Origin of the sequence: Pseudomonas sp. NGC7, assembly GCF_047159675.1 — a bacterium.
Lineage (GTDB): Bacteria > Pseudomonadota > Gammaproteobacteria > Pseudomonadales > Pseudomonadaceae > Aquipseudomonas > Aquipseudomonas kermanshahensis.
This window is the reverse complement of record NZ_BAAFZY010000001.1, coordinates 5,295,280-5,312,791: the sequence shown is the minus strand read 5'-3', so window position 1 is coordinate 5,312,791 and position 17,512 is coordinate 5,295,280. Positions and strand designations below refer to the sequence as shown.

Annotated in this window: 19 protein-coding genes; 11 read left to right on the top strand and 8 right to left on the bottom strand. The window is 64.0% G+C overall.

Translation table 11 applies throughout. From position 1 onward, the window contains the following. Positions 1-175 precede the first annotated feature (175 nt). Entirely contained in the window at positions 176-1,072 is an 897-nt protein-coding gene (locus ACMCNM_RS23705) for an alpha/beta fold hydrolase (protein ID WP_186702481.1), read from the top strand. Positions 1,073-1,339: 267 nt separating this feature from the next. Here the strand turns inward: ACMCNM_RS23705 and ACMCNM_RS23700 are convergent, their stop codons facing one another. Then, positions 1,340-2,122 carry an IclR family transcriptional regulator gene (locus ACMCNM_RS23700; protein ID WP_412765539.1) on the bottom strand — a complete coding sequence of 261 codons (783 nt, stop codon included), beginning with the start codon at positions 2,120-2,122 and terminating at the stop codon, positions 1,340-1,342. Positions 2,123-2,286: 164 nt separating this feature from the next. Here ACMCNM_RS23700 and hmgA point away from each other — a divergent pair, with 164 nt between their 5' ends. Genes hmgA through maiA form a run of 3 tightly spaced genes read left to right on the top strand, consistent with a single transcriptional unit; the run spans position 2,287 to position 5,529 of the window. Further along, positions 2,287-3,588, top strand: coding sequence for a homogentisate 1,2-dioxygenase (gene hmgA / locus ACMCNM_RS23695; RefSeq protein ID WP_085273948.1), 1,302 nt, complete (start codon positions 2,287-2,289; stop codon positions 3,586-3,588). A 3-nt stretch (positions 3,589-3,591) separates the two neighbouring features. Then, positions 3,592-4,884 carry a fumarylacetoacetase gene (gene fahA, locus ACMCNM_RS23690; RefSeq protein WP_412765538.1) on the top strand — a complete coding sequence of 431 codons (1,293 nt, stop codon included), beginning with the start codon at positions 3,592-3,594 and terminating at the stop codon, positions 4,882-4,884. Between the two features lie 12 nt (positions 4,885-4,896). After that, the gene (gene maiA / locus ACMCNM_RS23685) at positions 4,897-5,529 is read left to right on the top strand and encodes a maleylacetoacetate isomerase (RefSeq protein ID WP_186702482.1); all 633 of its coding nucleotides are present in this window, start codon (positions 4,897-4,899) and stop codon (positions 5,527-5,529) included. Here the strand turns inward: maiA and ACMCNM_RS23680 are convergent. Continuing rightward, positions 5,523-6,329, bottom strand: coding sequence for a SirB1 family protein (locus tag ACMCNM_RS23680; RefSeq protein WP_027595264.1), 807 nt, complete (start codon positions 6,327-6,329; stop codon positions 5,523-5,525). The genes maiA and ACMCNM_RS23680 overlap by 7 nt on opposite strands. 124 nt (positions 6,330-6,453) lie before the next feature. Here ACMCNM_RS23680 and ACMCNM_RS23675 point away from each other — a divergent pair, with 124 nt between their 5' ends. Continuing rightward, positions 6,454-7,473: a Glu/Leu/Phe/Val dehydrogenase family protein gene (locus ACMCNM_RS23675; protein ID WP_027595265.1), complete on the top strand. Its 1,020-nt coding sequence runs from the start codon at positions 6,454-6,456 to the stop codon at positions 7,471-7,473. 39 nt (positions 7,474-7,512) lie between these two features. Here ACMCNM_RS23675 and ACMCNM_RS23670 read toward each other — a convergent pair whose 3' ends face one another. Then, positions 7,513-7,773 (bottom strand): YebG family protein, encoded by a 261-nt coding sequence (locus tag ACMCNM_RS23670; RefSeq protein WP_027595266.1) that lies wholly within the window; start codon positions 7,771-7,773, stop codon positions 7,513-7,515. Positions 7,774-8,005: 232 nt separating this feature from the next. Between ACMCNM_RS23670 and ACMCNM_RS23665 the strand changes: the two genes are divergently transcribed. Continuing rightward, positions 8,006-8,476: a phosphate-starvation-inducible protein PsiE gene (locus ACMCNM_RS23665; RefSeq protein WP_027595267.1), complete on the top strand. Its 471-nt coding sequence runs from the start codon at positions 8,006-8,008 to the stop codon at positions 8,474-8,476. 3 nt (positions 8,477-8,479) lie between these two features. On the opposite strand, the gene ACMCNM_RS23660 is transcribed toward ACMCNM_RS23665, so the two are convergent. The 5 genes from ACMCNM_RS23660 to ACMCNM_RS23640 form a co-directional block, all read right to left on the bottom strand. Beyond that, positions 8,480-8,770, bottom strand: a complete 291-nt coding sequence (locus ACMCNM_RS23660; RefSeq protein ID WP_027595268.1) for a DUF3509 domain-containing protein — start codon at positions 8,768-8,770, stop codon at positions 8,480-8,482. Between the two features lie 122 nt (positions 8,771-8,892). Continuing rightward, positions 8,893-9,240 (bottom strand): HPF/RaiA family ribosome-associated protein, encoded by a 348-nt coding sequence (locus ACMCNM_RS23655; protein WP_027595269.1) that lies wholly within the window; start codon positions 9,238-9,240, stop codon positions 8,893-8,895. A gap of 180 nt (positions 9,241-9,420) precedes the next feature. Next, the gene (gene fecA, locus ACMCNM_RS23650; RefSeq protein ID WP_412765537.1) at positions 9,421-11,745 is read right to left on the bottom strand and encodes a TonB-dependent Fe(3+) dicitrate receptor FecA; all 2,325 of its coding nucleotides are present in this window, start codon (positions 11,743-11,745) and stop codon (positions 9,421-9,423) included. A 290-nt stretch (positions 11,746-12,035) separates the two neighbouring features. Next, a complete protein-coding gene (locus tag ACMCNM_RS23645; RefSeq protein WP_412765536.1) occupies positions 12,036-12,962 on the bottom strand; it encodes a FecR domain-containing protein in 927 nt (308 codons plus the stop codon). After that, positions 12,959-13,453 carry a sigma-70 family RNA polymerase sigma factor gene (locus ACMCNM_RS23640; protein WP_412765535.1) on the bottom strand — a complete coding sequence of 165 codons (495 nt, stop codon included), beginning with the start codon at positions 13,451-13,453 and terminating at the stop codon, positions 12,959-12,961. The genes ACMCNM_RS23645 and ACMCNM_RS23640 overlap by 4 nt, the downstream gene beginning before the upstream one ends. Positions 13,454-13,649: 196 nt before the next feature. Between ACMCNM_RS23640 and ACMCNM_RS23635 the strand changes: the two genes are divergently transcribed. The 5 genes from ACMCNM_RS23635 to ACMCNM_RS23615 are packed head-to-tail and all read left to right on the top strand — an operon-like array spanning position 13,650 to position 17,415. Beyond that, positions 13,650-13,955 carry a DUF3649 domain-containing protein gene (locus ACMCNM_RS23635; RefSeq protein ID WP_275747284.1) on the top strand — a complete coding sequence of 102 codons (306 nt, stop codon included), beginning with the start codon at positions 13,650-13,652 and terminating at the stop codon, positions 13,953-13,955. Then, a complete protein-coding gene (locus ACMCNM_RS23630; RefSeq protein ID WP_412765534.1) occupies positions 13,952-15,535 on the top strand; it encodes a PepSY-associated TM helix domain-containing protein in 1,584 nt (527 codons plus the stop codon). Before ACMCNM_RS23635 ends, ACMCNM_RS23630 begins: the two co-directional genes overlap by 4 nt. Next, positions 15,529-15,855: a DUF3325 domain-containing protein gene (locus ACMCNM_RS23625; RefSeq protein WP_265968530.1), complete on the top strand. Its 327-nt coding sequence runs from the start codon at positions 15,529-15,531 to the stop codon at positions 15,853-15,855. Before ACMCNM_RS23630 ends, ACMCNM_RS23625 begins: the two co-directional genes overlap by 7 nt. Positions 15,856-15,859: 4 nt before the next feature. Then, positions 15,860-16,435 carry an RNA polymerase sigma factor gene (locus ACMCNM_RS23620; RefSeq protein ID WP_099430971.1) on the top strand — a complete coding sequence of 192 codons (576 nt, stop codon included), beginning with the start codon at positions 15,860-15,862 and terminating at the stop codon, positions 16,433-16,435. Further along, a complete protein-coding gene (locus ACMCNM_RS23615; protein WP_412765533.1) occupies positions 16,432-17,415 on the top strand; it encodes a FecR family protein in 984 nt (327 codons plus the stop codon). Before ACMCNM_RS23620 ends, ACMCNM_RS23615 begins: the two co-directional genes overlap by 4 nt. Positions 17,416-17,512: the final 97 nt, after the last annotated feature.

The window sequence follows — 17,512 nt, the reverse complement described above, 5'->3', positions numbered from 1 at the left end:
CGTTCGTGCCACTGACTCGCAAGGTCATCAAGCTGGCTGGCAACGCAAGTTTCAGCCCATGGGCGGCTGGCTAGACTCTGCCTCGACATAGAGAGCACATGTAAGTGCCGAGGTGACATGCAATGAGCGCAGCCTTGCCCTATTCCGTCAACACAACTTCACCGGGACCGATCTGATGCCTTTGGCCGAGATTCCATTGTGCGTCTGGCGTACCCGGGGACAGAGTTTTACCTTCCGGGGCCAGAGCATCCGCTACTGGACCGCAGGGCAAGGAGAGCCCCTGCTTCTGTTGCATGGCTTCCCCACTGCCAGTTGGGACTGGCACTACCTGTGGGCGCCGCTGGCCCAGCGTTTTCGGCTGATCGCCTGCGACATGCTGGGCTTTGGCGACTCCGCCAAACCGGTCAATCACGCTTACAGCCTGATGGAACAGGCCGACCTTCAGCAAGCGTTGCTCGCCCACCTTAAGGTCAACCAGCCTGTGCACCTGATGGCCCATGACTACGGCGGCAGCGTGGCCCAGGAGCTGCTGGCGCGGCACCACGAACAGCGCGCGGACATCGCCAGCTGCGTGTTTCTCAACAGTGGGCTGTTCCCCGAGAGCTGCCGCATGCTGCTGATCCAGAAGCTGCTGCTCAGCCGCCTGGGCTGGTTGGTAGGGCGCTCGTTCGGGCGTGACGACCTGGTGCGCAACGTGACCCAGGTTTATGGCCCCTGCACCCACCCCAGTGAAAGCGCACTGGACGATTGCTGGAGCCTGATCGCCGCCAACCGCGGCACGCGCATTTTGCACAAGCTGGCCGGCTACTGGCCGGAGCGCACCCTGCACCGCGAGCGTTGGGTGGGCGCGTTGCAACGTGACGGGGTGCCCTTGCGCTTCATCAACGGCGTGGTCGACCCGGTTTCCGGTGCGCGCATGGTCGAGCGTTACCGGCAACTGGTGCCGGAGCCCGATACCGTGCAATTGCAGGGTATTGGCCATTACCCGCATACCGAAGCACCGATGCAGGTATTGCGGCATTACCTGGCCTTTCGTGAGCAGCCGCTGAGTTTTTTGCAGTGCCTGGCATGAGTTTTAGCGCCATACCCTCGGCGTCCCTAACGCTATCACCTAACAACCACTAGGCAAAAAAAAGGCCGCTGCAATCGCAGCGGCCAATCGAGACGTTAGATCAAGGAGCTTCAAAATCTACGTCGGTGAACCTCGCGGGCCTGAAGGGCGGGGGGGGGTAGTGCCCTTCATGCCGGCCAGTGAGTTAAGAATAAGCGCTTGATCCTGTAGGAAAAATAGCCGCTTACGACATTCACCTTTACGTTTCGGGCAACAGTGGCCACCCGCTCACCCTTCAGCCGCGTACCCCATCCGCCAACTGGTATCACGCGCTGCAGCCAGCAGCCGCTGCGCCGCAGGCCCGTGCTCGTCGGCATGGAAAATCGACGTCGGGCCGACCACGGTCATCACCGCAGCGATCTGCCCCAGAGCGTTGAATACCGGTGCAGACAGCGCATCCACACCCGGCATCAACAGGCCATGCACATGGTGCAGGCCACGTTCACGGATCCCCTCCAGCACGGCCGCATAATCGCTGGCGCTGTGCTGCAGCGCTGCCAGCTCCCGGTCGCGCAACTCGTCAGTTTCGCGTGCCGGCAGGTAGGCGGCGAACACCAGGCCGGTGGACGAACTGAGCAGCGGCAGCACCGACCCGATCTGGGTAACCACCGTAACCGCACGCACAGCAGGCTCGATGCTAACCACGGTCGCACCCTGATTGCCCCAGACGGCAATGAAGCAGCTCTCGTTCAACTCATCGCGCAGCTGCGACAACGGCAGCGCCGCAATCTTCAGCACATCGATGCTGCCCAATGCCGCCAACCCCACGCGCAACGCCTCACGCCCCAGGCCATAGTGGTTGGTGGCCCCATCCTGTTCGGCAAAGCCGCTGGCAATGAGCGCCTGCAGGTAGCGGTGCACCTTGCTGGCGGGCATCTGCACATGCTCCGCCAGGCGTGACAGCGACGTGGAAGGGGAGAGTTCGGCGAGTGCCTTGAGGATATCGGTGCCGACTTCCGCCGAGCGGACCTTCTGCTTGCCGTTATCGGTGGGTGAGCTGGCTTTGGCCATGGGCATAGGTATCCGGATTCGTCGAGTCGCGCCTTTATAGCTTGACGCCTTGCCCGTAGCAAATTACGTTATTCGTAATCTGATTACGATAAAAACAATGCAGACGTGCTGCCACCCCAGCAGCCAGCTGCCAGCAACGGCTCTGCCAGAGCCCGGAGGCATCGATGAACCGCGACACGTCCCCCGACCTTCACTACCTGAGCGGCTTCGGCAACGAGTTCGCCAGCGAAGCACTGCCAGGTGCATTGCCGGTCGGGCAGAACTCGCCGCAGAAAGCCCCCTACGGCTTGTATGCCGAACTGCTTTCGGGCACGGCGTTCACCATGACCCGCAGTGAGTTGCGCCGCACCTGGCTGTACCGCATACGCCCGTCTGCACTGCACCCACGCTTCGAGCGCCTGGCACGTCAGCCGCTGAGTGGGCCGCTGGGCGCCGTCACCCCAAACCGCCTGCGCTGGAACCCGCAACCCATCCCTGCCGAGCCCACCGATTTCATCGAAGGCTGGGTGCCGATGGTGGCCAACGCGCCCGCAGATAAACCGGCGGGCGTGAGCATCTACATCTACAGTGCCAACCGCTCCATGGAGCGGGTGTTCTTCAATGCCGACGGTGAACTGCTGCTGGTGCCGGAACAGGGCCGCCTGCGCATCGCTACCGAGCTTGGGGTCATGGACGTCGAGCCGCTGGAAATCGCTGTGATCCCACGGGGCATGAAGTTTCGCGTCGAGCTGCTCGATGGCCAGGCGCGTGGTTACCTGGCCGAAAACCACGGCGCGCCGCTGCGCATTCCGGACCTAGGGCCCATCGGCAGCAACGGCCTGGCCAACCCGCGCGACTTCCTCACGCCGGTCGCACATTACGAAGAAGCCGAGGGCCCGGTGCAACTGGTGCAGAAGTTCCTCGGCGAACACTGGGCTTGCGAGCTGCAGCATTCGCCGCTGGACGTGGTCGCCTGGCATGGCAGCAACGTGCCCTACAAATACGACCTGCGCCGCTTCAACACCATCGGCACGGTCAGCTTCGACCACCCGGACCCGTCCATCTTCACCGTGCTGACGTCGCCCACCAGCGTGCATGGCCTGGCCAACATGGACTTCGTGATTTTCCCGCCACGCTGGATGGTGGCCGAGAACACCTTCCGTCCGCCATGGTTCCACCGCAACCTGATGAACGAGTTCATGGGCCTGATCCAGGGTGCCTACGATGCCAAGGCCGAGGGTTTCCTGCCGGGCGGGGCTTCGCTGCACGGGGTGATGAGCGCCCATGGCCCCGACGCCGAGACTTGCGACAAGGCCATCGCCGCCGACCTCGCGCCGCACAAGATCGACAACACAATGGCCTTCATGTTCGAGACCAGCCAAGTGCTGCGCCCGAGCCGCCATGCGCTCGAATGCCCGCAATTGCAGGCCGACTACGATAGTTGCTGGGCCACCTTGCCGAGCACCTTCAACCCGAACCGGAGATAACCCATGAACCAGACCGCCATTACCCGTAGCTGGGTCGAGCATGCCAACGGGCACAGCGATTTCCCGCTGCAGAACCTGCCGTTGGGCATCTTCAGTCGGCCGGGTGAAGCGCTGCGCTGCGGCGTGGCCATCGGCGATGCCATCCTTGACCTGGAAGCGGTGCTCGCTGCGGGGTTGTTCGACGGCGAGGCCAAGGCTGCGGTGGAGGCTACCCGCGGTGGTGCGTTGAACGCCTTCTTCGCCCTCGGCCGTGGCGCCCGTGTCGCCCTGCGTGAGCGCCTGCTGGCGCTGCTCGGCGAACACAGCGAACACCAGTCGGCGCTGAAAGCGGCGCTTTACCCCGCCGCGGATTGCCGACTGCATGTGCCCGCCAAGATCGGTGACTACACCGACTTTTATGTCGGCATCGAACACGCCAAGAACGTCGGCAAGCTGTTCCGCCCGGACAACCCGCTGCTGCCCAACTACAAGCATGTGCCAATCGGTTACCACGGTCGCGCTTCGACCATTCGCCCCTCCGGTACCGATGTGCGCCGCCCCAAAGGCCAAACCCTGCCGGCCGGGCACACCGAGCCAAGCTTCGGGCCCTGCGCGCGACTGGACTACGAGCTGGAGCTGGGTATCTGGATTGGCCAGGGCAACGACATGGGTGAGTCGATCCCGGTGGGTGATGCCGCCGAGCATGTCGCCGGCTTCTGCCTGCTCAACGATTGGTCGGCGCGTGATATCCAGGCCTGGGAATACCAGCCACTGGGGCCGTTTTTGTCCAAGAGTTTCATTACCAGCATTTCGCCCTGGGTGGTGACGGCCGAGGCCCTGGAGCCGTTCCGCACTGCGCAGCCGGCGCGCCCGCAAGGCGATCCGCAGCCGCTGTCCTACCTGATGGATGCACGTGACCAGGCCAAGGGTGCGTTCGATATCGAACTGGAAGTGCTGCTGCTGACCGAGCGCATGCGCGAGCAAGGCATTGCGGCTCACCGGCTGACCCTGAGCAACACCCGCAGCATGTACTGGACCGTGGCGCAGATGGTTGCCCACCACAGCGTCAACGGTTGCCAACTGCAACCGGGCGACCTGTTCGGTTCGGGCACGCTGTCGGGGGCAACGCCAGGCTCTTTTGGCAGCCTGCTAGAGATCACCGAGGGCGGCAAGCAGCCGGTGGAGCTGGCCAGCGGTGAGGTGCGCAAGTTCCTCGAAGACGGCGACGAAATCATCCTGCGTGCCCGTTGCACGCGTGATGGCGTGGCCAGCATCGGCTTCGGCGAATGCCGCGGCACAGTCATCGCAGCCAACTGAGGGGGCAGGGGTATGGAGCTGTACACCTACTACCGTTCCACCTCGTCCTACCGGGTGCGCATCGCGCTGGCGCTGAAGGGGCTGGGTTACCAGTCCTTGCCGGTCAACCTGCTCAAGGGCGAGCAGCGCGGTGCGGACTATGTCGCCGTGAACCCGCAGGGCCGTGTACCGGCCCTGCGCACCGACAGCGGTGCGCTGTTGGTGCAGTCACCGGCGATCATCGAGTACCTGGAAGAGGTTTATCCACACCCTGCGCTGCTGCCGGACACGGCCGAGGCGCGGGCCAAGGTGCGTGGTGTGGCAGCGATCATCGGCTGCGATATCCACCCATTGCACAACGTCAGCGTACTTAACCAGCTGCGCCAGGCAGGGCAGGACGAGCCTCAGGTCAACCAGTGGATCGCGCACTGGATCGGCCAAGGGCTGTCGGCGGTCGAGCAACTGATCGGCGACCACGGCTTCTGCTTTGGCGACACGCCGGGCTTGGCGGATGTCTACTTGCTGCCGCAGGTGTACGCTGCCGAGCGGTTCAACATCGACCTCGGCGGTTACCCGCGCATTCGTCGGGTCGCCGCCCTGGCAGCCCAACACCCGGCGTTCATCCAGGCGCATCCTTCGCAGCAGCCGGATACCCCGGCTCAGTGAATCGAACGGTTCACCGTCGGGAGTTTGCCGATCCGCTCGGAAAGCTTCAGGCGCTGGACCGGGTCTTCTGTGAGTAGCAGGGCATGCTCCAAGTCGAAGCGTTCGGCCTGCGGGCAATCCAGAAACTGGTAGAGCGATGCGCGGGTGGTGTAGTCGCTGACTTGCACCGGGCCCAGCTGCATTACCCGTTCGGCGTCGATCAACGCAGCCAGGTGGTTGTCGTTGCTGATGTGCAATTGGCGCAGGTTGCGTGACAGGCGTTGCAGCATTTGCCGAGGGCTGGCCGTGCGCATGTGCTCTGCACTCAGCGGCACGTGTGGGCCGAACTGGCGGGCGAGCAGGTCGCGGCAATCACTGGGGTACAAGCGCCTGCCGCCGCAAGGGTCGAGCAGGTGGTCGGCGCCGGGCACGCGCAGCAGGAAATGGCCGGGAAATGCAACGCCTTCAAGCGGGATCGACAGGCGCCCAGCCAGCTCCAAGGCCAGGATGGCCAAGGTCAATGGCTGGCCACGGCGGCGCTGCAGCACTTTGTCCATCATCGCCGCGTGCGGCCGCAACGGGTGATATTCATCTTGTTGAAAGCCCAGTGCATTGAGTTGGCGCAGCAGCGGCTGGGCCAGTTCGCACAGGGGCAGCATCGGCAGGTTGGCGCTGATCTCGCGGTGCAGGTCGTGCAGCAGGGCAAGGCTGTTCGCGGGCTCGACACTACGGTCGTGCTCGGCGGCCATCCACAATGCGGCTTCCAGCAGGGCGACGGGCTCGCGTTCCAGGCAGGCCAGGCAGGCTTGACGTGGCTTCATGGGGCTTCTCCACACACGTTTAACTATTAGCTGTGGCGCGCGGTTTCGTCCAGTGGTCTGACCGAGGCTTCCCGTACTTGGGCCTGCCTATACTGATAGGAGCACCTCGCTGGGGAGCCCGTCGATGTTCGCGCTAATGCAAAGCACCCGTACCCAATCGCTGCACCTGTTCATCGACCCGCCAACGGGGCTGAAGGCGGTGGTGGCGATCCACAGCGAGCAGCTGGGCCCCGCCATGGGCGGTTGTCGCTACCTGCCTTACGCCGATGACGAGAGCGCCATGGTCGACGCGATTCGTTTGGCCCAGGGCATGAGCTACAAGGCCGCGCTGGCCGGTTTGGCCTTGGGCGGCGGCAAGGCTGTGATCATGCGCAACCCCCATGTGGAAAACCGCGCTGCGCTGTTCGAGGCGTTCGGCCGTTTCGTCGATACCTTGCAGGGGCGCTTCATCACGGCTGTGGACAGCGGTACCTCGACGGTGGATATGGACTGCATCGCGCAGAGCACGCCGCATGTGACCAGCACAACAGCCTCGGGGGACCCTTCGCCCCATGCCGCCATGGGTGTGTTCGCCGGCATCCGCGCCACGTCGAAAGCACGGCTGGGCAGTAACAACCTGGAAGGCTTGCGGGTGGCCGTACAAGGGCTGGGCAACGTCGGCTATGCCTTGGCCGAGCAACTGCACGCGGCGGGTGCAGAGCTGTTGGTGAGCGACCTGGACCCCGGGCGGGTGCGGTTGGCGGTCGAGCAGTTCAATGCCCACCCGGTGACCAACGATGCCTTGATCAGCACCCCCTGTGACATCTTCGCCCCGTGTGGCGTAGGGCCTGTGCTGAACGGGCAGAGCGTGATGCAGCTGCGCTGTGCGGCGGTGGCGGGGGCGGCGAACAACCAGCTGACCACCCTGCAGGTTGCCGACCAGTTGGAATCGCGCGGGATACTGTATGCGCCCGACTATGTGATCAATGCCGGTGGGCTGATCTACGTAGCGTTGACCCATCGGGGCGAAGACCTGGGGACCATCACCGCGCACCTGGCGCGCATTCCTACGCGGCTCACCGAAGTGTTTGGCCATGCCCAGGCAGAGAAGCGCTCGCCGGCGCGGGTGGCGCAGATGCTCGCAGAGCGGCTGCTCTACGGCTAAGCCTGACGCTTCCCCTGTAGGAGCAGCCCAAGGCTGCTCTTACTGGGCTTGGCCTTCGAGCAACTCTGCCAACGCATCTGGCTGGCTCTTGAACGCCCGTGCGAACACGTCGCGGTTCTTGGCCATGTAGATACCGGCTTCTTCGACCTGTTGCTCAGTCAGCGATGGCACCGCCTTGTGCAGCACTTCTGCCAGGCGCTCGGCCAGTTCGAGCATCTTGTCGTGACGATCTGCTTCGGCCTTATCCATGAACAAGCGCTCCGGGTCGCGGCTGCTGCGGTACACCACTTCGACGGCCATTCATCACCTCTATGCCTTTTTGCTGGTTGGGTTGCGTTTTACTGTATCTTTATACAGTAATGGCATTGGGCATCGTTGCGCAACCAGAATCTTCCGGCAAAAGCGTAGCCCACAGGTGCCTTGCGGCAATCGGTCGCCTTCCAAGGCGAGGGCCTGGCCCTTTAACTGCATGGCACAAGCGTCACACAGGTGACGCATCATCCTTCATGGCGTATCGGGGAATGGGACAATCGTGAACATCAAATGGGCTGAAAAGCTGCGCAAGGGCCTGCACGGCTCGGCTGACTCGCTGGGCAACCTGTGCGTCGAGGCATTCCATTATCTGGCGCTATTCGGCATTGGCGCCATCACCGCCTACGCGGCGGTGATGACCTTCCTGGACATGCTCGGCAAGGGCGGGGTCAGTGTCGATGACATCCTGCTGCTGTTCATCTACCTGGAGCTGGGGGCTATGGTCGGGATCTACTTCAAGACCAACCACATGCCCATCCGCTTTTTGCTGTACGTGGCGATCACCGCACTGACGCGCCTGCTGATCGGCGATGTGTCGCACCACAAGGCGCCGGACGAGGGGTTGTTGTACCTGTGCGGTGGCATCCTGTTGCTGGCGTTCTCGATCCTGGTGGTGCGCTACGCGTCGTACCGTTACCCCTCGACCAAGGTGCTGGATGCCAATGGCAAGGAAGTGGACGAGGGCAAGTAGCCCTCAGTTGGCCACGAAATGACGCGGTGCATGCTGCGCATCGCGGGTGAGTGCGGCGAGCACTTGCATCGGGTTCTGGCTCAGTTCGATGGCCAGGCCCAGGCGGATGCTGTCGATGACCCGCTGCAAGCGCACCGGGTCGTTACGCTGAGCCTGGCTGATCAGGCGCTTGGCGACCACGCCAGCGTCGTCGGCAAGGGTGAGCATGATGCTGCCATCCAGGTCGACGATGCTCAGGTTGACCCGGTACTCGGGGGCGAAGGCGGCGCTGATCTGTGCGAAGGGGTTGTTCATGGTCATGCATTCTGCAGCGATTGAGTGCAGGGGTTGACCGGCATGAGCGCGCGTTGGTTCAGCGCCGTTGATCGACAGAAACGAAAACGCCCGGCACTAGGCCGGGCGTTTTGTTACCACCCTCAGGCGTCGGGGTCACTTAGCTCCAGCACGCCGCGCTTGCTGCGCAACTTGCCGTAGAAGTGTTCAAGCGCGTGGTTGAGCTTGGTGGCGGCGCCATCGACCGCCTGGTCCAGCGAGGTGGCGGTGTGGGTCACGGAAATCGGTTGGTGGCCTTTCGGGCGAGCCTCCATTTGGCAACGTTTGTCATGCGGTCCGGGCTTGGCGCCGTTCTCGTCGCGCAGGTGCACCTCGATGCGGGTGAGGTCGTCCTCGTAACGTTCCAGTGAGCTTTCCAGCGTACTGCGGACCCACTCGTCGAGCCGGGCGTTACCTTCGATATGGTTGCTGCTGTTGACCTGGATTTGCATGATTCAATCCTTATTCAGCTTGCTCGCATGGAGGCGTGCCTAGGCCCTTGAGACCCTTGGAATTTCTGCGCCTCTTGACTCTAAGGTCAGGCAACGGCGGAATGATTTCAAGCCCTTTTTGAAAATAAATTTCTTGTTGCAACTGCAAGGCGAGGGCCGCGCAGCGACCCCCGGGTTTCGTCAGAAGGCTACCGAGGTCTGCACGTACAGGGTCCGTGGTTCACCCACATACTTACCCTTGTTGTTGTCGTCGAACGAACGCGTGTAGTACTCGTGGTTGAACAGGTTCTTCACGCCTACCGCCACCTTCAGGTTCGACATCTGCGGGCCAAAGTCATACCCGGCGCGGGTGCTGACCAGCATGTAGCCGGGGATACGCCCGGTGCTGCCATCGGCACTTTCCTCGCCGGTATTGGCGTTGTCGGCATACTGGCTGCTCTGGAAGCTGCTATCCAGGTCCAACTGCCACGGGCCTTCGGTGTAGCCGACGCCCAAGGTGCCCTTGTGCCGTGAAGAGAACGGCACCTGATTGCCCTTGTTCGGGCCGTCTTCGCGGATGGTGGCATCGACGAACGCGTAGCTGGCATGCACGTCGAAGCCGGCCAGTGACGGGCTCAGGCCGTCGAGGGCATAGCGGATGCTGGTCTCGATGCCTTGGTGACGGGTCTCACCGCGTGCAATCACCGAATCGTTGGTCTGGTTGCTTTCATACTGGTTGTCGAAGTTGATCAGAAACGCGCCGATCTCCGCTTGCACGTCGCCATTGTCGTAGCGGGTGCCGACTTCCCAGGTGCGGGCTTTTTCGGGTTTTACTTCACCGCTGCTGACGCGGTTGGGCATCTGGCTGTACTGCACGCTGCCGAACGAACCCTCGGTGTTGGCATACAGGTTCCAGCTGTCGGTGAGGTGGTACATCACGTTCAACGCCGGCAACGCGGTGTTGTAGCTGCCCTGGTAACGCTGGCCATTGAGCGTGTTGCTCTGTTCGGAGTCGATCATCTCGTAGCGTACGCCCGGGGTGATGGTCCAGCGGCCGATGTCGATACGGTCGTCCAGGTAGATGGCGTGGGCTTCGGTGCTGCCGCGGGTATCGCGGTCGTTGCGGCTGGCAGTGGTCGGCAGGTCGCCGTTGACCGGTTCGCGGAAGCGCAATTCGTGGCCGGCTTCGTTGACATAGCGGTAGCCGATGCCCAGTTCGTGCCAGCTTTCACCCAGCGCAACGCCTTGGGAGAACCGGGTTTCGATACCGCGCACCCAGTATTCGCGCGGCGACAGCGAAACGAAGCTGCCCTGGTCGAGGTAGCCACTGCGCAGGGTTTTGGTGAAGAAGCTGTTGACGCTGAACTGGCGGTCGTCCTGCTTGTAGTCGTAGCCGACGTTGACCAGCGTGCGACGGCCCCAGAACTTGTCCTTCAGGCGCGTCGATTGGTACGGGTCGGCATCGAAATCGGCAGTGCTCAGGCCGCCGGGCATGTCGGCTTCGCCTTCGTAGTATTGGGCCATGGCGTGCAGGCTATTGGCCTCATCCAGTTGCAGTTTGCCCTTGAGGATCAGGTCATCAATCTGCGTGTCGCTGTGCTCGCGCCAGTCGCCGCCACGGGTGCCAGAGTAGAGCAGGGCGCCGCCCAGGCCGTTGGCATTGGTGCCGCCGACCAGCAGGTTGGCGCTGTTCTTGAAACCGTCGTGGCTCGAGGACGGGCTGATCTGGTTTTGCATGGCGGCCTTGAAGGTGGCCTCCTCGGGGATTGCACGGGTCACGAAGTTGACGATGCCGCCGACGTTCTGCGGGCCATAGCGCACCGCGCCGCCGCCGCGCACCACGTCCACGGCATCCATGTTGCCCATGCTGATCGGCGCCAGTGACAACTGAGGCTGGCCGTACGGCGCGAACGGCACTGGGATGCCGTCCATCAGCACGGTGGAGCGCGACGCCAGGCGTGGGTTGAGGCCACGGATACCAAAGTTCAGCGCCAGGTCATGGCTGCCGGTGCCGTTGTTGTCTGGCGCATTCACCCCCGGGATGCGGTTGAGCACTTCGCGCGCGGTGGTGGCGCCGCTGCGCTCGAAGGCTTCACGGCGCACGACGTCGCGGGCGCCGGGGTGTTCGAAGACGTTGTCTTGCTGGGCTTCGGCCAACCAGTCGCCGACCACCGTTGAGGCCCCCAGCTCGACGGCGGCGCTGGTGCTGGCGGCACTCAGCGGCTGCAGGCTGAAGGCGTTGTCGGTTTCTTGCCGGGCTTGCAGGCCACTGCCGCGCAGCAGCGCGTCGAGGCCCTGGCGCACGTCGTACTGGCCGTCCAGGCCTGGGGTGTTCATGCCTTGGGTCAGTTGCGAGCCGAACGAAATCAATGCGCCGCTCTCGCGACCGAACTGGTTGAGGGCGTCTTCAAGGGAGCCGGCGGCGATGTGGTAAGTGCGCGCTTCGGCGTGGGCCGCGGGGCTGGCGAGGCCGAGGGTGGTGGCGAGCAGCAGGGCGTGGACGAGGGGGCTGGGGCGCAACGGCATGGGTGAGGTCCTGAGAGAAAGGGTTTGCCTTGTCTGTCACGCGAACGTTGGGAAATGGCTCAGGTGAATGCAAAAAATCTGCGGCTGCTGTGCAGCCTATGGCCGGCAAGCCAGCGCCCACAGGTAACTGCGCAGGCTCAGACCTTGTGAGGACCCTGTGGGAGCGGGCTTTTCCCGCGAATGGGGCTACGCGGTGCATGGCACCGGCTTCGCCGGTGTTCGCGGGGCAAGCCCGCTCCCACGGCTGTAGTGATTGCGAGGGTGGCGCTTTACGTGTAGGCCCGGCAACCTCACGTCAGGCTATCGACCGTCACCCAGTACCGGGTAAACCGTCGCACCCGCACCGGCAATGCCACCTCCAGCATCTGCAGAATTCGCTCACTGTCATCCAGCGGGTAAGACCCGGAAATCCGCAAGTCGGCGACCCGCTCGCTGCACCCCAGTTGCCCCTGCCGGTAGCGGCCGAGCTCGGCCAGGAAATCCCCCAGGCGCATCTGCGACGCTACCAGCATGCCGTCGACCCAGGCCCCGGCATTGCGGTCCAGCGCTGTGACCGCCCGCCAGCCGTTGCCCCCCAATCGGGCCTGTTGCCCTGCCAGCAAGGCCTCACCCGACACAGTGGCGACGCCACTGAACACCGACACCAGGCTGAACCCGTCGTACTGGCGCACGTTGAAACGGCCGCTGTCCAACTGCAGCGCAGCTTCGCCGGTGCTCAGCAGCAAGGGCCGGGCATCCTTGGCCACCTCCAGCGCCAGTTCGCCTTCGAGCAGGCGCACCCCCCGCTGGTGCCCATCAAAGCGCACATCGGCGGCGCTACGGGTATTGAGTTGCAGCAGGCTGCCGTCTTCCAGGTTCAGCCGCCGACGCTGGCCGACCGGGCTGCGGTAGTCGGCCATTAGCCCTGGCAACGGGTTGTGCTGCTGCAGCCCCAACCCTGTGGCACTGGCCACACCGAGCAACAACAGGGCCTTGAGCGCACGCCGTCGAGCGGCCGATGGCGGCGCTTGCAGCGTCGCATGCACCACGGGCGAAGCCACCCCGTGTAGCCGCTGATTGACCTGCTGAATATGCGCCCAGGCGCGCTGGTGCTCGTGGTCGGCTTGTAACCAGTGTTCCAGCGCCAACTGCTGGGCCCGGTCAAACTCATCGCCCTGAGACTCGATCAGCCAGTGCACGGCTTGCTCGGCTACCTGCGGGGAAAACTGCGCATTCACAGGGCGAAATAACAGCGCATGGCTGCCTTGTTCAGGTAGCGTTTGACCGTGGCCAGTGACACGTTCAGCTCACGCGCGATCTCGCCCTGGCCCAGGCCGTCGACTTGCGCCAGCAGGAAGGCACGCTTGACCAGCGCTGGCAGGCCATCCAGCAGGCGGTCGAGCTCCAGCAGCGTCTCGAAGATGATCGCTTTCTGTTCTTCGCTCGGTGCCACGTCTTCCGGCACTTGGGCCAAGGCCTGGAGGTAGGCGCGCTCCAGTTCCTGGCGCCGGAAGTGATTGCACAGCACCCGCTTGGCGACCGTGGCCAGGAACGCCCGGGGTTCGATCAGTTGCGGTGTTTCGCGTGCCTGAAGCAGGCGTACGTAGGTGTCCTGCGCCAAGTCGGCGGCACTCTGTGGGCAGCCAAGGCGGCGGCGCAACCAGCCGGTCAGCCAGTTGTGATGGGCGTGATAGAGGCCTTCGACCGCGGAGGAAAGGGCGCTGGACACCGTGGATACTCCGGCGCCTGAATGCGCGATTGGAAGTAAGAATTGTTCGCATTGTAGTGGTCGGCCCGGCGCTCGGCAATCCTCCAGGGCCGCATCGCCGCCTCGTCAGCGATGGGCGGCGAAGCCACGGCAATATTTTGCTTATGCGAATTGAAATCATTATTATTGCAGCCCCGAAAATGCCCGGACCTCTGCCATGAAGCGCAACGCCGCCGGTCTTCCACTCAATTACCGCCTGGCCGTGGCCTCACGCTGCCTGGCTGCAACGCTGGGTGGTTATCTGCTGGCATCCATGGCCAGTGTCAGCATCGCCCTGCTGGCGCCCTTGCCACGGGTCGACGCGACCCTCACGGGCTTGCTGTTGTCGTTCGTCTTCTACGTGCTGGCGTTCATCTGGTGCTTCGCTTGCCGTAGCGCCTGGCGTGCCTGGTGGGGCGTGCTGTTGCCAAGCGTGGTGCTGGGCGCGGTCAGCGGTTTTGCCTACTGGATGAAAAACCCATGAAAGAAGGCTTTCGCCAGGCCATGGCCTGGTTGCACACCTGGACCGGCCTGATCTTCGGCTGGTTGCTGTTCGCCATCTTCCTCACCGGCACGCTTTCGTACTTCAAGGACGAGATCAACCACTGGACCCAGCCCGAGGTGCGCAGCCATGCGCTCGACCCGGTAAACAGCCTGGGTTTGGCCCAGCGCTACCTGGAGGCCAATGCCGCGCACGCCAGCAACTGGATGATCCGCTTGCCCAACGCGCGCGAGGCGGCGCTGAACGTGGGCTGGCGCGACCCCGAGGCAGGGCGCCGCGGCTTTGTCAGCAAAAGCCTCGATGCGCAGACTGGCCAGCCAGTCGAGGCGCGCGACAGCCGTGGCGGCGAATTCTTCTACCGCTTCCACTTCCAGCTGGAGATGCCGTACCCGTTCGGCCGTTGGCTGTCGACGTTCTGTGCCTTCATCATGCTGCTGGGCCTGGTCACCGGGATCATCACCCACAAGAAGCTCTTCAAAGAGTTCTTCACCTTCCGCCCTGGCAAAGGCCAGCGCTCGTGGCTGGACGGGCACAACGCAATCGGCGTGCTGGTGCTGCCGTTCCACCTGATGATCAGCTACAGCAGCCTGGTGCTGTTCATGTACATGGTGATGCCTGCCGGCATTCTGGCCAGCTATGGCGGCAATACCGGCGAGTACTTCAACGAGCTGTTCGGCCGCGACGATGCGCCCAAGGCTGCCAACGTCGCGACGCCCCTGGTGCCGTTGCCGACGCTGTACACCAAAGTCGAGGCACTGGCGCCGGGTGCACGCATCGGTTTCATCCAGCTGCAAAACCCCGGTGACCGCAACGCCCGGGTCACCTTCACCCAGTCCTCGGCCGACAACGTCGCCTACCGACGCAGCACCCACTGGACCTTCGACGGCGCCAGCGGCGCGCTGCTGGCCCAGGGTGCACCGGAGAGCGGGGCGATGATGACGGCCTTCAGTTTTGCCGGCCTGCACATGGGCAATTTCGCCGGGCCCTGGCTGCGCTGGTTGTACTTTGTCTTCGGCGTGGCCGGCACAGCAGTCATCGGCACAGGGTTGGTGATGTGGCTGGGCAAGCGTCAGCTCAAGCATGCCAAGAGCGCGCACATGCCCGGCGAATTGCGCTTGGTCGAGGTGCTCAACATTGCCAGCATGAGTGGCCTGCTGCTGGCGGTGGCAGGGTTCTTCTGGGCCAATCGGCTGATCCCTGTGGCTGCCGAGGGCCGCGCCGATTGGGAGGTCAACACGTTCTTCCTGGTCTGGGCATTGTCGCTGGTGCATGCCGTGCTGCGATCCGGGCGCCGCGCCTGGGGCGAGCAACTGGCGCTGGGCGCGCTGGCCTTCGCCTTGCTGCCGCTGCTCAATGGCCTGACCACAGGCCAGGGCCTCGATCAGTCATTGCGGTCTGGCGACTGGGCCATGGCCGGGTTCGACCTCACGGCGCTGGCCACCGGCGTGTTCCTGGCGTGGACGGCCAGCAAAATGCTGCGCCCGGCAAAGCCGGTTACCAAGCGCGCCTCACGCGCGGCCCAAAAACCGACGGTCGAGGGCGGCGAGGTGAGCGGATGCTAGGTAGTGCGCTGATCGGCTTCGCGGGCTTCGTCGCCCTGTGCCTGGCCATGGAAAAACACTTCAAGGAGCTGCTTGGGCGCAAACCCCAGGCGCAACAGTTGCGTGTGCTGCGCGTCGGTGGCTGGCTGCTGCTGGTGCTGTCGCTGGTACTCAGCGTGCACATGCGGGGGTGGGCGCATGGCCTGGTGGAATGGATAGCGGTGTTGATGGCGGGGGTGACCCTGTGGGTGTTCGCCCTGCCGTACCAGCCCCGCCTGTTGCTGGGCCTGGCTGCCGTCAGCGTGGTGCTCGGCCCGCTGTTGGCCGTGCTTGCTGTGTGACGCCGTGAGCGAGCCGGGTGACGTGATCGAGCCAGACGCTGACCACACTGGCGGCCGTGCGCGCTTCGTGCAGGTGTTTCTGGCGCAGCGTGCGCGCATGGAGGCATTGGTCAGCCGCCGGGTCGGTTGCCGGGCCACGGCATCGGACCTGGTCCAGGAGTTGTTCCTGCGCTTCTGGCGCCGTCCCGAGGTCAAGGTGGAAGCACTGGACACCTACCTTTTGCGCTGCGCCGGCAACCTTGCCATCGACCACCTGCGTAGCGAAGGCAGCCGCGAGCGCGTGGCTGAAGCCACGCAAGCCGTGGATGAGCAGTCCAGCGCTGCAGAACCTGAGCAAGCCCTGGAGGTCGATCACGACCTGCAACGCATCGAGGCTGCGTTGCGTGCCTTGCCCGATCGCACGCGGCAGATCTTCCTGCTCAATCGTATCCACGGCTGCACGTACAGCGAGATCGCCACGGCCATGCAACTGTCCCAGAGCGCCGTTGAAAAGCATATGATGCGCGCCCTCGAAGCGTGCAAGGCGAGTGTCGCCGAGCCCGTTTCCACCCTACGCAGGCCAGGGAGCGCCCGTCGATGAGCCGTCCGAATCCGATCACTGCCGCGCAGTCACAGGCCGCGCTGCAGTGGCTGAGCCGCATCAACGAACAGCCTGAGCAAGCCCAAGGTGCGGCGTTCAAGCGTTGGTTGCTGGCCGACCCGGGGCATCGAGAGGCGTACGCACAGGCTCAGGCGCTGTGGCAGATGAGCGCGGCGCCAGCGGCGCGGCTGGCCGATGAAGAGCGTGAGGGCCTGCAAAAGTACCTGGATGCCATGGCCAAGGCGCCTGCCCGAGGCCGTTGGCGCCAACGCGTCGCTGCCTTGGCGGTTGCAGCCTGCCTGGTGCTGGCGGTTGGCATCGTGGGGGGGTGGCACCCTGGCTACTGGCTGCAGGACCTGCAGGCCGACTACAGCAGCGCCGGCAACGTCCGCCAGGTGACCCTGGCCGATCAATCGCAGGTGACACTCGATGCAGGCAGCGCAATCACGGTCGACTTCGCCCAGGGCGAGCGCCGTGTGCGGCTGCTGCGCGGGGCGGCGTTCTTCCAGGTCACCCACACCGGCGAGCCGTTTCTGGTCGCTGCCGCAGGCGGTGAGGTGCGGGTGCTGGGCACCCAGTTCGAGGTGCGTGAGCAGGGGGATGGCGCGCAGGTGACAGTGCGCAGTGGGCGGGTCGCGGTGACGCCGGGGCGAGGCGTGGTCGCCCGTGAACTGACGGCCAATCAGCAGCTGGCTTACGTGCACGGCCATGCGGGCAGCACCGTGAGCGTAGACAGCGAGAGCCGCCTGGCTTGGCGCCAGGGCTGGCTGAATTACTACCAGGTGCCGCTGGCGCAGGTGGTCGAAGACCTCGGGCGGTACTACCCGGGGCGCATCCTGCTGCTCGAGGGTGAGTTGGGGCAGCGTAAGGTCAGTGGCAGTTTCCCGGTGCAAGCGCCTTTGGCAGCGCTCGACTCACTGGGCAACGTGATGGGCTTTTCCCGGCAGACCGTCTTGGGGCGTTTGACGATTATCCATTAGGCACCTGTACCAGAACCTGCGGGCTTGCCCGCGAAGAGGCCGGCCCAGGAAAAAATTCAAATAACGGATGAGGTAACAGGCCGTGGCATCCGTGTAA

Excerpts from the sequence above, each read along its gene's own strand:
- ACMCNM_RS23705 (WP_186702481.1), top strand. The coding sequence starts at position 176 with ATGCCTTTGGCCGAGATTCCATTGTGCGTCTGGCGTACCCGGGGACAG.
- ACMCNM_RS23700 (WP_412765539.1), bottom strand. The coding sequence starts at position 2,122 with ATGGCCAAAGCCAGCTCACCCACCGATAACGGCAAGCAGAAGGTCCGC.
- hmgA (WP_085273948.1), top strand. The coding sequence starts at position 2,287 with ATGAACCGCGACACGTCCCCCGACCTTCACTACCTGAGCGGCTTCGGC.
- fahA (WP_412765538.1), top strand. The coding sequence starts at position 3,592 with ATGAACCAGACCGCCATTACCCGTAGCTGGGTCGAGCATGCCAACGGG.
- maiA (WP_186702482.1), top strand. The coding sequence starts at position 4,897 with ATGGAGCTGTACACCTACTACCGTTCCACCTCGTCCTACCGGGTGCGC.
- ACMCNM_RS23680 (WP_027595264.1), bottom strand. The coding sequence starts at position 6,329 with ATGAAGCCACGTCAAGCCTGCCTGGCCTGCCTGGAACGCGAGCCCGTC.
- ACMCNM_RS23675 (WP_027595265.1), top strand. The coding sequence starts at position 6,454 with ATGTTCGCGCTAATGCAAAGCACCCGTACCCAATCGCTGCACCTGTTC.
- ACMCNM_RS23670 (WP_027595266.1), bottom strand. The coding sequence starts at position 7,773 with ATGGCCGTCGAAGTGGTGTACCGCAGCAGCCGCGACCCGGAGCGCTTG.
- ACMCNM_RS23660 (WP_027595268.1), bottom strand. The coding sequence starts at position 8,770 with ATGAACAACCCCTTCGCACAGATCAGCGCCGCCTTCGCCCCCGAGTAC.
- ACMCNM_RS23655 (WP_027595269.1), bottom strand. The coding sequence starts at position 9,240 with ATGCAAATCCAGGTCAACAGCAGCAACCATATCGAAGGTAACGCCCGG.
- fecA (WP_412765537.1), bottom strand. The coding sequence starts at position 11,745 with ATGCCGTTGCGCCCCAGCCCCCTCGTCCACGCCCTGCTGCTCGCCACC.
- ACMCNM_RS23635 (WP_275747284.1), top strand. The coding sequence starts at position 13,650 with ATGAAGCGCAACGCCGCCGGTCTTCCACTCAATTACCGCCTGGCCGTG.
- ACMCNM_RS23630 (WP_412765534.1), top strand. The coding sequence starts at position 13,952 with ATGAAAGAAGGCTTTCGCCAGGCCATGGCCTGGTTGCACACCTGGACC.
- ACMCNM_RS23625 (WP_265968530.1), top strand. The coding sequence starts at position 15,529 with ATGCTAGGTAGTGCGCTGATCGGCTTCGCGGGCTTCGTCGCCCTGTGC.
- ACMCNM_RS23615 (WP_412765533.1), top strand. The coding sequence starts at position 16,432 with ATGAGCCGTCCGAATCCGATCACTGCCGCGCAGTCACAGGCCGCGCTG.